General features: G+C 60.2%; 9 protein-coding genes, 1 pseudogene and 1 riboswitch. Of the genes and pseudogenes, 5 read left to right on the top strand and 5 right to left on the bottom strand.

Going from position 1 to position 12,737, the window contains the following annotated elements; translation table 11 throughout:
* Positions 1-190: 190 nt before the first annotated feature.
* From KGA85_RS27360 to KGA85_RS27345, 4 genes are all read right to left on the bottom strand, one after another.
* On the bottom strand, positions 191-1,555 hold the full coding sequence (locus KGA85_RS27360) for a DUF1329 domain-containing protein (RefSeq protein ID WP_223454772.1): 1,365 nt from the start codon (positions 1,553-1,555) through the stop codon (positions 191-193).
* Between the two features lie 28 nt (positions 1,556-1,583).
* Positions 1,584-3,485 carry a DUF1302 domain-containing protein gene (locus tag KGA85_RS27355; protein WP_223454770.1) on the bottom strand — a complete coding sequence of 634 codons (1,902 nt, stop codon included), beginning with the start codon at positions 3,483-3,485 and terminating at the stop codon, positions 1,584-1,586.
* Positions 3,486-3,824: 339 nt separating this feature from the next.
* Positions 3,825-5,507 carry a fatty acid--CoA ligase gene (locus tag KGA85_RS27350; protein WP_223454769.1) on the bottom strand — a complete coding sequence of 561 codons (1,683 nt, stop codon included), beginning with the start codon at positions 5,505-5,507 and terminating at the stop codon, positions 3,825-3,827.
* A gap of 160 nt (positions 5,508-5,667) precedes the next feature.
* Complete coding sequence (locus KGA85_RS27345) at positions 5,668-6,297, bottom strand: LysE family translocator (RefSeq protein ID WP_150727989.1); 630 nt, start codon at positions 6,295-6,297, stop codon at positions 5,668-5,670.
* Positions 6,298-6,388: 91 nt separating this feature from the next.
* Between KGA85_RS27345 and KGA85_RS27340 the strand changes: the two genes are divergently transcribed.
* From KGA85_RS27340 to KGA85_RS27330, 3 genes are all read left to right on the top strand, one after another.
* Complete coding sequence (locus tag KGA85_RS27340) at positions 6,389-7,354, top strand: 2-hydroxyacid dehydrogenase (protein WP_223454767.1); 966 nt, start codon at positions 6,389-6,391, stop codon at positions 7,352-7,354.
* A gap of 33 nt (positions 7,355-7,387) precedes the next feature.
* Entirely contained in the window at positions 7,388-8,386 is a 999-nt protein-coding gene (locus tag KGA85_RS27335; RefSeq protein WP_223543532.1) for a class I SAM-dependent methyltransferase, read from the top strand.
* Between the two features lie 40 nt (positions 8,387-8,426).
* Positions 8,427-8,549: riboswitch (yybP-ykoY riboswitch) on the top strand.
* 90 nt (positions 8,550-8,639) lie between these two features.
* A complete protein-coding gene (locus KGA85_RS27330) occupies positions 8,640-9,224 on the top strand; it encodes a TMEM165/GDT1 family protein (protein WP_046818984.1) in 585 nt (194 codons plus the stop codon).
* A gap of 183 nt (positions 9,225-9,407) precedes the next feature.
* Here KGA85_RS27330 and KGA85_RS27325 read toward each other — a convergent pair whose 3' ends face one another.
* A complete protein-coding gene (locus KGA85_RS27325; RefSeq protein ID WP_223454763.1) occupies positions 9,408-10,226 on the bottom strand; it encodes a M48 family metallopeptidase in 819 nt (272 codons plus the stop codon).
* A 270-nt stretch (positions 10,227-10,496) separates the two neighbouring features.
* Between KGA85_RS27325 and KGA85_RS31520 the strand changes: the two are divergent.
* Both KGA85_RS31520 and KGA85_RS31515 read left to right on the top strand, forming a co-directional pair.
* A pseudogene (locus KGA85_RS31520) lies at positions 10,497-11,783 on the top strand (HAMP domain-containing protein); the annotation flags it as partial.
* A 12-nt stretch (positions 11,784-11,795) separates the two neighbouring features.
* Positions 11,796-12,638: a methyl-accepting chemotaxis protein gene (locus KGA85_RS31515; RefSeq protein WP_411741683.1), complete on the top strand. Its 843-nt coding sequence runs from the start codon at positions 11,796-11,798 to the stop codon at positions 12,636-12,638.
* Positions 12,639-12,737 lie beyond the last annotated feature (99 nt).

The raw sequence follows: 12,737 nt of genomic DNA, 5'->3' as shown, positions 1-12,737 counted from the left end.
GCGGTTTCGCTCCACGCTTCCTCCCCACACTCGGTCGCCCTCATGCAGTTGCGCTTCGCTTCGTTCGCTGTGGTCAGCTTACGGCGGGACTTTCACCCACAAGATTGCGCCCATGCTGGGCGCACCACAAAAAAAACGCCCCGAACCAGTCGGGGCGTTTTCAGAGGGTGCGGCCTCTACTCAGTTCACCTTAGCGAACACCATCCTGACGCAAGGCGGCCGGGGTGAAGTCGCTGGTGGTGGCAGTGAAGCCGAAGTCATAGGCTGACTTCTCTTCGTTCTTCATGCCCAGCGCCAGGTAACGACCCGATTGCAGGTCATACAGGGCTTCGAGGGCATACCACGGCACTTGCTTGTCGTAGTAGTTCTCGGCATGGGCCTCGGCGACGCGCCACAGTTGGCCGCGACCGTCGTAGTGATCGATCACCGCTGCTTGCCAGGTGTCTTCGTCAATGTAGAAGTCACGCTTGGCGTAGATGTGACGCTGACCTTCCTTCAGGGTTGCAACCACATGCCACACACGACGCAACTCGTAACGAGCCAGGTCCTGGTTGATGTGACCGGCCTTGATGATGTCGGCGTACTTGAGCTTCGGATCGTCGAGCTTGTAGGCATCGGAGCCGATGTACATCTCTTTCTTGCCTTCGAGCTTCCAGTCGTAACGATCCGGTGCACCGTTGAACATGTCCAGGTTGTCGGAAGTACGCAGGCCGTCGGCTGCAGTACCCGGGCCGTCATAGGACACTTGCGGTGCACGGCGCACACGACGCTGGCCGGCGTTGTAGACCCACGCCGAACGCGGCTCCTTGACCTGATCGAGGGTTTCGTGAACCAGCAGCACACCACCGGCCAGACGAGCCGGCGCGGTCACTTTCTGCTTGAAGTAGAACAGGATGTTGCCCGGGTTTTTCGGGTCGTAATCCTTCATCTTGTCGCGGAACACGAACTGGTCCTCGAAGTACACCAGGCTGAACGAACCGTTCGGTTGTGGTGTGGCCTGGGTCACCAGACGGGTCACGCTGCCCCCGCGATAGCGGGTGATGTGGTTCCAGATAACTTCCACGCCGCTTTTCGGAATCGGGAACGGCACTGCCGTTTCGAAGTTCTCCAGACCGTTACCGCCGGACACCAGGTTGGTGTTGGTGGCGTTGCGCTTGATGGCGGCGAACACGTCATCCGGCACGGTAGCACCGCGATGGGACGGATAGACCGGCATCTTGAAGGTTTCCGGGTAGCGCTTGAACATCGCGTACTGGCCCGGTGCGAGCTTTTCCTTGTACTGGTCGACGTTCTGCGCCGTGATGGTGAACAGCGGTTTTTCGCTGGCGAACGGATTGGACAGGAAACCTTTGCTGTCGACCGTACCGGCGTTCTTCGCCATGGGTTTCCAGGCCGGGATCGAACCGTCGGCATTACCTGCCATTTCGGCGCCCATCGGGGTCAGGCTCTTGCCCAGCTTGTCGGCCTCAGCCTGGGGAACCGCTGCGATGACGCTGGTCGCCAGCAGCGAAAGGCCCAGAACACCGGCGTGGAACAGACTCTTTGTTATTTTCATATGTGCGCTCGTCCAGAAAATACAGTGCTTAGAAGTTCACGCCGACGCTGAGCGCAACAAAGTCACGGTCATCCACGGTGGTGTACTTGCCGTCGAAGAAGTTGGTGTAAGCCAGGCTCGCGGTGTAGGTGTTCTGGTACTCGGCGTCGACACCCAGGCTCACCGCTTTGCGGCCTTCCTCGAAGTTGCCGCCAGGGCCAGGGGAGTAACCGCTCACGTCATGGGACCAGGCAACGTTCGGCTTGAGGTTCACACCGGCAAACACGTCGTTGTATTCCCAGATGGCACGACCGCGGTAGCCCCACGAAGTCGGGGTGGTGAAGCCTTCGTCGGTGCAGTTGCGGCTGCGGTTGTTGGTCGGTGTACCCGGGCCGGCACCGTTGATGGTGCTGGTATTGAGCGTCACGCAGGTATCGAGCGCGCCAGAGGCTGGCAACTCACCCGGGCCGTAGACCGGATCGCGGCCATAACGAACGTCGGACGTGCTTTCCAGGCCGCCAACGTGGGTCACGCCCACTTCGCCCACCAGGGTCAGACGGCTGGCGCCCATGACCTGGTCGAAGAAGTGCGTCAGGGTGGTCTGGAACTGGGTGATTTCCTTGCGACGATACCCGTGCAGGTCTTGACCCGGCACGCCGGTAAGCAGCGATGCATTGGTCAACGGATTGTTCGGGTTGTTATTGCCCAAAGGACGTATACCGGAGAACAGGATGTCGGTGGAGTTGAGCTGCACCGGAGCGTTCGGACGGTAGCTGATCTCACCGCTCCACGCCGTACCGGTAGGCAGGGTGGTGGAGAAGCTCAAGCCATACAGGCGAATGTCCTCGGGGTATTCGATGAAGTATTGCGAATTACCTGCCACCAGCAGTGGCCCGAGTGCCGCGAACGGGCCAGGCAGCGCTTTTGCCGTGTTGTAGACCGACTGCGGCGCACCGGTGGCGCTGAAGATCGGCGCACGGCTGTGGTAATTCATGAAGTAGGCGCCGAACTCGGTGTCCAGCGGATCGAACATGTACTTGAAGGACGCCCCCCACTGACCGCTGTCGCGGGCATCACGATCGGGGCCACGACGCACCAGAACACCCTCTTCGTTGACGTCGACGCCGTTGGCGGCCAAAGGCCCCAGGGCAATGGCCGGAATTTGCGAGCGCTTGTTCAGCACGCGCAAGTTGTTGTCGCAGCCGTCGGCAACGATGTCCGGCTGGGAGAAGAACGTGCCGCAGTTGTCGACGACGGTCTGATCCCATTCAATTTGATAGAACGCTTCGGCCGAGAGGTTTTCGGTCAGGCTCTGGGACACATAGAACATGTTGACCGGGATCAGGCCTTCCTTGATCTCGGCACCCGGACGGCGGAATGCCGACACGTCGATCGGGTTGATCGAGTTGATGCCACCACCGATGAAGGTACTTTCACCCCAGCTCACGACCTGCTTGCCCAGACGCACGGAACCTGGCTGATCGGCAATGGAATAGTTGTGGTAGACGAAGGCGTCGAGGAGTTGAGTGCCAGCGGACTTGGCGCCTTCCTTGCGGCCGTCGTCGCTGATGTCCTTGAACGGACGGCTTTCGTCCTTCAGTTCAAAGTCGTACCAGTATTTGCCACGGACGAAAACACCGGTATCGCCGTATTTCAGTTCAAGGTCATGGATGCCCTTGAAGATCTTCGAGAAGGTTTCCCCGCTCTTGAAGTTCAGGTGACCGTCATCAGAAGTCTGGGACAAACCCTTGCCGCCGTTGTTGACACCGATGAGGTTCTTGTTCGGCTGCTGAGTAGACCAACTGGCACCAATCGACAGGGATGAGTCGAACTGACCTTCGATTTCACCAACGTTGAAACTGACGCCGAATGCTGGCCCGGCGAGCGTAGAGGCAAGACTGACAGCCAGGGGCAGTTTCGCCCGGCGCCAGAACTGGTTTACTGATGTCATCGACGCTACTCCATGTGCATTTTATTTTTATGGCAATGAGCACTTCTAAAAACGCTGTGGATAACCGGGAGCCATGGCGTCCCAAAGTCATTCCAAAGTTGCATCGCCCCGGTTCGTGCGGTTGCCCCGTTCTTAAAAATCCTTGAACGGACTATAGCCAGCAGGTAGTAGCGCTTGATCCCTCTAAAGTGTGATTTGCAGTTGCCAGCCACTCTGGAACAGTCCTTTCGCCAGTCCGACACCCGTCGGCACGGCAAGAATGGCTGAAAAATTCGATTTGACAAGCCAAGCGCTTGCTTGGTGGGGCTGGCGTGCCCTTTCGGGCACGCCGAGAGGCGCTTAAAGCGTCGAGAGGAAGGTGCTGTTGGTGGCTTGCCATTCGGTGATGTCGACACGAATGCGCTTCTTGTCGAGTTTGCCGACGCTGGTCTTGGGAATTTCAGTAACAAGGGCGATCTGGCTCGGAATCGCCCACTTGCTCAAGTGCCCCAGCTCCACAAACGGCTTGAGGTGTTCCTTGAGTTCCCGGGCCCCGATTGCATGACCCTCACGGAGCACCAGCAGGGCAAACGGCCGCTCGCCCCACTGCGGATCGGGGATCCCCACCACTGCTACTTCGCGTACCGCCGCATGACGGCTGATCAGGTCTTCCAGGTCCAGAGAGGAGATCCACTCGCCACCGGTCTTGATCACATCCTTGATCCGGTCACGAATGTCGATCACGCCCATGCTGTCCAGGGTCGCCACGTCACCGGTGTGCAGCCAGCCTCCGGCCCAGAGCTCGGCGCCCTTCTGTGGCTCGTTGAAATACCCCTCGGTCAGCCACGGTGCCCGTAACACCAGTTCGCCCTGGGTCTCGCCGTCGGCGGGCAGGAAGTTGCCCTCGGTGTCGACGATCGCCGCCTCCACCAGTGGCCCTGGCACGCCGGCCTTGATCCGGTAAGTGGTGCGCTCGTCTTCGGTGCCGGCCATCAATTCGTCGTTGAGGTGCGCGCACGAGACCAGCGGCCCGGTTTCCGACATGCCGTACGCAGCGGTCAACTGAATGCCTTTGGCCTTGGCCGCCTCGTACAACGTGCGGTTCAGGGCGCTGCCGCCGATGACGATTTTCCAGCCGCCGAAGTCGACGTTCTGCGCGGCCTTGGCATTGAGGACCATCTGCAAAATGGTCGGTACGCAATGGGAGAACGTGACCTTCTCCTTGCGCCACAACTCCACCAGGTACTCCGGGTCATAGCGGCCGGGATACACCTGCTTGAGCCCGAGCATGGTCGCCACATACGGCAAGCCCCAGGCGTGGACGTGGAACATCGGGGTGATCGGCATGTACACGTCGTTGGTGCCCAGCAGGCGCACGCTGTCGATTGCGCCCATGATGGTCGACACGCCCATGGTGTGCAGCACCAGTTGCCGATGGGTGAAGTACACGCCCTTGGGGTTACCGGTGGTGCCGGTGGTATAGAACGTGGTCGCGACCGAGTTTTCGTCGAAATCCTCGAAGTCGTACTGCGGGCTCGCCGCAGCCAGCAGCTGTTCGTATTCGCCGACGAGGTTCGGCAGGTCCGCGGTTTTTTCCGGAAGGTCAGTCAGCAGCAGGGTCTTCTCGACCGTGGTCAGTTGCCCCTCGATGGCCTTGTAGAGGCCGACGAACTCGCTGTTGACCAGCACAAAGCGGTCCTCGGCGTGGTTCATGGTGTAGAGGATCTGTTCCGGTGACAGGCGCACGTTGATGGTGTGGATCACCGCGCCGATCATCGGGATGGCGAACATGCACTCCAGGTAACGATGGCTGTCCCAGTCCATCACACCCACGGCATCCCCGGGCTTGACCCCGGCCGCTGTCAGCACATTGGCCAGGCGGGCTACCCGTTCGATCAGGGTCGGGTAGCTGTAGCGCAATTTGTCGCGGTAGATGATCTCGCGGGTTTTCTCATAACGGGCACCGGACATCAGCAGCCGTTTGATCAACAGCGGGTACTGGTAAGCGCCTTCGGCCGGGGGGATAACGCGAGTCTGCAACATAAGAATCCCTTTTTCTGACTGCACGGTCGTGACTGAAAGTACGCACTGTAGTGCCCCTGAACGCCAGCCAAATCAGCCAAAGGAATGATTTGCAGAACCCCGCAAATACTAGCGTTGCGCCATCATCCGCAGGGATTCACTGCTTGTAGCGCCTACAGAATCAATGCATCTCGGTAAAAGCGAGCTTCACGCCAATCGCAATCAGCACCGCGCCCATGGTCCGGTCGAACCAGTGACCCATGCGGGCGAAACCGGCGCGCACGCGCTGCTGGCTGAACAGCATCGCCACCAGGCAGAACCAGACCGCTGTCGCCGCCGCCAGGTAAACCCCGTAACCGGCCTGCACGGCCAGTGGCGTTTGCGGATTGATGACCACGGTGAACAGCGAGAGGAAGAACAGCGTGGCTTTCGGGTTGAGACCGTTGGTGACGAAACCTGAAGTGAAGGCACCACGGGCGGTGCGCTCGCCGGCTTCCTTGTGCAGGTCGTCCGCCACTGGCTTGGCCGGTTGCGCGCGCAGCGCCTTGTAACCGATGTACAGCAGGTAAGCGGCAGCGGCCCATTTCAAGGCATTGAACAGCACGATCGACTGGGACACGATCAGGCCGATACCCAACAGCGAGTAACCCACGTGCAGGAAAATCGCCGTACCCACACCCAGCGCGGTCCAGGTGCCCGCGCGGCGACCGTGGGTAACACTCTCGCGCACCACCACGGCAAAGTCCGGGCCGGGGCTGGCCACGGCCAGCAGGTGAATCAGGGCAACGGTCAAGAACTCTGTCCAGTACATGGGGGCTCCTTCAGGCCAAGCGTAACTATTTATTTCATCTGGTAGGCTCGGCAGATTACGCCTTCAGTTCATTGCACAAAAGGTACAGTTGATGACGAACACTCGCCGCGCCGTTTTCCTCGACCACCCGTCCCTGGACCTCGGCGACCTTGACCTCGACCCGCTGCGCCGTTGTTTCAGTGATTTGCAGCTGTTCACCCAGACCTTGCCCGATCAAGTCATCGAACATCTCAAGGGCGCCACCGTCGCCATCAGCAACAAAATTGTCATCGATGCCGCCGCCATGGCCGCCAGCCCTGATCTCAAGCTGATCCTGATCACCGCCACCGGCACCAACAACGTCGACCTCGCCGCCGCCCGCGCCCACGGAATTACTGTGTGCAACTGTCAGGGTTACGGCACGCCGTCGGTGGCGCAGCACACGATCATGTTGCTGCTCAATCTGGCCACGCGTCTGGCCGATTATCAAAAAGCCGTAGGCGAAGGCCGCTGGCAGCAGGCCAAACAGTTCTGTTTGCTGGATTACCCGATTGTCGAACTCGAAGGCAAAACCCTTGGCCTGCTGGGACATGGCGAATTGGGCGGCGCGGTCGCACGGTTGGCTGAAGCCTTCGGTATGCGCGTTGTGCTGGGGCAAATTCCCGGACGCCCTGCCCGGCCGGACCGCCTGCCACTGAATGAACTGTTGCCACAGGTCGATGCCCTGACTCTGCACTGCCCGCTCAATGAGCACACTCGCCACTTCATCGGCGCCCGCGAACTGGCCTCAATGAAACCCGGCGCGTTCGTGGTCAACACCGCACGCGGTGGATTGATTGATGAACAGGCGCTGGCCGACGCCTTGCGCAACGGGCATCTGGGCGGCGCCGCCACTGACGTGCTGAGCGTCGAGCCTCCCGTCAACGGCAATCCGCTGCTGGCCCACGACATTCCGCGCCTGATCGTCACCCCGCACAACGCCTGGGGCAGCCGCGAAGCGCGCCAGCGAATCGTTGGCCAAGTGAGCGAAAACGCACTGGGATACTTCAGCGGTAAGGCGCTGCGAGTCGTCAGTTGATAAACTGCGGCACTTTTTTCCACGGGAGCAGTTATGGATCCGCGCAGTGAAGTACTGCTTCGTCAGGCCGAGTTATTCCAGGGTTCGGTGTTGTTGGCCGGTTTGCCCGCCGACGACTTGCTGGGCCGCCTGCCCGAAGCTCATGGCTGGTGCTGGCACGCCGGCGATCAGGCCGCGCTGGACGCCCGCTTCGCCGAGCGCAGCCATTTTGGCGTGAATGCGCCCGAGCGCGAGTTCGATACAGCGGTGGTCTTTCTGCCCAAGGCCAAGGACCTGACCGATTACATTCTCAACGCCCTCGCCTCGCGGCTGGCCGGCCGCGAGCTGTACCTGGTCGGCGAGAAAAAAAGCGGCATCGAAGGTGCCGCCAAACAACTCAACCCGTTCGGCAAGCCGCGCAAACTCGACAGCGCGCGCCACTGCCAGCTCTGGCTGGTCACCGTAGCCAACGCGCCTGAAGCCAAACCGCTGGAAAGCCTGGCGCAGGCCTACGAACTGCCGCTGGCCGAAGGCCCGTTGAAGGTCATCAGCCTGCCTGGGGTGTTCAGCCATGGTCGACTCGATCGTGGCAGCGCGCTGCTGCTGGAGCATCTGGACAAACTGCCCAGCGGTCACTTGCTCGATTTCGGTTGCGGCGCAGGGGTTCTGGGCGCGGCGGTGAAACGTCGTTACCCGCACAACCAGGTCACGTTGCTGGATGTGGATGCCTTTGCCGCTGCCAGCAGTCGTCTGACCCTGGCTGCCAATGGTCTGGAAGCCGAGGTGATTACCGGTGACGGAATCGATGCCGCGCCGATGGGTTTGAGTGCGATCCTGAGCAATCCGCCGTTCCATGTCGGCGTGCACACCGACTATTTCGCAACGGAAAATTTGCTGCGAAAAGCGGCTAAACATCTGAAAAACGGTGGCGAACTGCGCTTGGTGGCGAACAGTTTCCTGAAGTATCAACCGTTGATCGAAGAGCATCTTGGCGTGTGTGCGATCAAGGCCGAAGGACAGGGTTTCAGAATCTACCGAGCCAAGCGCGGATAAAAATTTGTACTTGCCGAATGGATTTTGCCTAGGCAGAATCCGCTCCGTCCTAGGGGAGTAGTCTCCCACGAGCGCCACGCTCGTCCGGCATGCGTCAACATACTTGGTCCTCAGACCATGGCGCATGCGACCCAAGCATCCACATCAGATGGATCGCAGGGTTTGACAAGACCTATGACACGAACACCTTACCCGGGGCGGGAAGGCTGTACGTGTCATAGCCGTGTCGACCCGCCCCTTAGGAAAACCCCTGATGCTGGATTCACTACTCGTACCTACCGCAATCGTTGCCTTGGCCGAAATCGGCGACAAGACGCAACTGCTCGCGCTCATTCTCGCTGCCCGTTTCCGCAAACCCTGGCCGATCATCGCCGGCATCATCGCCGCGACCCTGGCCAACCACGCAGCCGCCGGTGCAGTCGGTGCCTGGGTCGGCAGTTTCTTCTCGGATACGATGCTGCACTGGATCCTCGCCGCAAGCTTCGCCGCCACGGCGCTGTGGACCCTGGTCCCGGACAAGATGGATGACGACGAAGCCAGCACCGCCCGCAAGTTCGGGCCGTTCCTGACCACGCTGATCGCGTTCTTCCTGGCGGAAATCGGCGACAAAACTCAGATCGCTACCGTAATGCTCGCGGCCCAGTATCCAGAGCTTTGGCTGGTGATCATCGGCACCACCCTCGGCATGCTGATTGCCAACGTACCGGTGGTTCTGGCGGGTAACTTTGCCGCGGACAAGTTGCCCTTGACCCTGATCCGTCGACTGGCGGCGTCGGCGTTCTTCATCCTGGCGATTGTCGCGGTGTACAAGGCGATGCAGAGCAGCGGGTGGGTTTGACGGGGTAAGGCAGTCATTGTGGCGAGGGAGCTTGCTCCCGCTGGCTGCATAGCAGCCCCAAACCAGATGATCGCGTTTTGTCAGATTCGACGCGTAATCCGGATCTACGACTGCTCCGCAGCCGAGCGGGAGCAAGCTCCCTCGCCACAAAAGCTGAGGAGTCTCAGCTTTTATTGAACTCAATCAGGACTTCCTGGCTTGCTCGTAAAGCGGCATGACTTTCGGAATCGCCGCCTGCAAAGCCGCTATACGGCTCGAAGACGCCGGGTGAGTGCTCATGAACTCCGGTGGCGCACCTTCCGAGACCTTGCTCATCTTGTTCCACAGGGTGATCGCGGCATTCGGGTTGTAACCGGCGCGGGCCGCCAGCTCCAGGCCGATCAGGTCCGCTTCGTTTTCATTGGCGCGGCTGTTGGGCAAGGTCATGCCATAGTTGGCCACGGTATCGGCCAGGGCCATGGTGTCCTGCCCCAATCCCAACAAGGCACCGGCGCCCTGCTTGGCCATTTCGATGCCGTAAGCCTTGGACATCGCTTCACGACCGTGCTCGCGCAGGGCGTGGGCGATTTCATGGCCCATGATCGCGGCGATTTCATCGTCGGTCAGCTTCAGGGTGTCGATTAGCCCTGTGTAAAAGATGATCTTGCCGCCAGGGCCGCAGTTGGCGTTGAGCTCATCGCTCTTGATCAGGTTGACTTCCCACTTCCACTGGGCCGCATCCGGACGGAAGTTCGGCGCCTGGGCAATCAGCCGGTCGGCAATCACCTGAACCCGCCTGGCTTCATTGCTGGTCTTGTCCAGCACACCTTTGCTGGAAGCTTCGCCCACCGTCTTCTGATAGGACTGGGCGTACATCTGGTCGACCTCTTGCTCGGACAACATGCTGAACATGTACTGCTTGCGCTCAACGCCTACAGCGCCGCCACTGGTGGTATTGACCGACTGGCAACCGCTGAGCAAAAGCGCTGCGCCCAGCGCACTGACAACCAAAATCTTGTTCATCAACAAACTCCCAGAAAACATGCCGCGTATCCTAGGCGTGGAAATATATCGACGCCAGATACAATGGACGTAAGACGCACAATTCGGACAAAGCTCTCATCGCCGTAGAAAAAATTCACATATAGCGACAACCCGCAGCCCATCACGTGCGCATTGATTCAATTACGACATCCGGCACGCAAAAACAGTCATTTCAGCTGCCCGCGCTCATGCCCGCCCGCCACCCTGCCGATACACCTGGGCAGACGTCTTTTCCCGTGCGGAGCCCCCATGAAATTCAAGTCGATCCAGTTTTCCGTGGCGGCCCTAGCCGGCGCCATTGTCCTTAGTGTCGTGGCAGCGCTGGTGGTGTACGCGCTGTTCTCCGGCGCGCGGACCCAAGATATGGTCCAGGAGCGGACCCAGGCGCAATTCGAGCAAGTCATCGAACAACGTCTGACGTCCCTGGCGCAAACCCAAGTCAGCCAGATCCAGCGTGAGCTCGAAGCGCCGCTGCTGATTGCCGGCGGACTGGTGCGGGTCAACGCCCTGATCGGCACACCGGGGGCCGATGGCCAGCCTGCGCTGAGCCTCAGCCGCGAGCAATTGATCGGCCTGATCAAGGAAAACGTGGTCAAGAACCCGAAAATCCTCGGCACCTACATCGGATGGGAAAAAGACGCACTGGATCACAACGATGCAGCCTACGTCGGCACGCCGGTGGTCGGCATCGACGCCGCCAACGGGCGTTTCCTGCCCTGGTGGTTCCGCAACGACGACGGCACCCTGGGCCTGGACAAGCTGGTGGACGTCGACGACCAGAAAACCCTGTCCACCGGCGTACGCGCCAGCGAGTACTACCTGTGTTCGAAAGAAACCAGGAAATCCTGCGTGATCGATCCAGCGCCTTATAAGGTCGGCGATAAAATCGTCATGCTCGCCTCCTTTATAGAACCGATCATGCTCAACGGTGCCTTCCAGGGCATCGTCGGCGCCGACCTGTCGGTGAACTTCATCCAGGAAATGCTCTTGGGCGCCAACCAGAAGCTTTACAGCGGTGCAGGGGAAATGGCCCTGATCGGCGGCAATGGCCGGATCGTTGCCTACACCAAGGATCCGAGCAAATTCGGCGAGAAAGTCAGCGACATCCTCGACAGCAAACAGATCGCAAACATGGCCAATCTCAAGCGCGGCGAAGTCACCTACACCGTCGACAAGGCCCAGGGCCGGATCGAGCTGTACCTGCCGTTCGGCATCGCCCAGACCGACGCCCGCTGGACCCTGATGCTCCAGTTGCCACTGAATGCGGTCATGGCCGACCTGCAAAAACTCCAGGCCGACCTGGACGCCCAGCGCAAATCCGACACCTTCGGCATGGCGATGGTCGGCCTGGTGATTGCCGGTATCGGTTTGCTGGTGATCTGGCTGGTGGGTCACGGCATCGCCCGTCCGCTCAAACAGATGGTGGCCATGCTCGACGATATCGCCCAGGGCGAAGGCGACCTTACCCGACGCCTGACCAGCGACCGTGCCGATGAGCTGGGTTCGATCGCCAAGGGCTTCAATACTTTCCTGGCCAAGTTGCAGGCGATGATCACCCAGGTGGTGACGTCGGTGCAGAGCGTCAGCGATTCGTCGGAACACACCGCCGACATCGCCATCCGCACCAACACCGGTGTACACAAACAAATGGCCGAGATCGATCAGGTGGCCACCGCCGTGCAGGAAATGACCGCCACCGCCCAGGACGTGGCGCGCAATGCGACCCAGGCCGCACAGGCCGCCAACCATGCCGATCAGGCCGCCAGCCAGGGCATGCAGATCGTACGCGACACCTCGAACTCGATTGGCGCCCTCGCCGTTGAGATCGGCCGGGCCGTCGGCGTGGTGCAAACCCTGGCCAAGGACAGCGAAAACATCAACGCCATCCTTACCGCCATTCGCGGAATCGCCGAGCAGACCAACCTGCTGGCCCTGAACGCAGCCATCGAAGCCGCCCGTGCCGGAGAACAGGGCCGAGGTTTCGCCGTGGTGGCCGACGAGGTGCGTAACCTGGCGCAGAAGACGCAAAAGGCCACCGAAGAAATCCAGACCATGATTCAGCAGCTGCAACAAGGCACGCGGGATGTGGTGCGGGTCATGGAGGACAGCCAGAACCGCACGGACGAAAGCGTGCAGCACGCGGCCAAGGCTGCCGAAGCGCTGGAAACCATCACTCAGGCAGTGTCGGTGATCAACGACATGAACACCCAGATTGCCAGCGCGGCCGAAGAGCAGAGTGCGGTAGCGGACGACATCAATCGCAATGTGATCAACATCGGGCAGGTGGCCAATGAAGTGGCCGGTGGTGCGGATGAGTCGAGTGCGGCCAGTGCGGACTTGACCAAGCTGGCCGAGCAGCAGCGACGCTTGATCAATCAGTTCAGGGTTTGACCTTCAGGCCCCTTCGCGAGCAAGTCGGATCGCCGCACCGCCGCTCCCACACTGGAACTCTGTCGTACACATATTCTGTGTTCACTGAAGATCAAATGT

This window comes from Pseudomonas sp. GL-B-12 (assembly GCF_019955895.1).
Classification (GTDB): domain Bacteria; phylum Pseudomonadota; class Gammaproteobacteria; order Pseudomonadales; family Pseudomonadaceae; genus Aquipseudomonas.
This window is presented reverse-complemented; position numbering and strand designations above follow the sequence as displayed.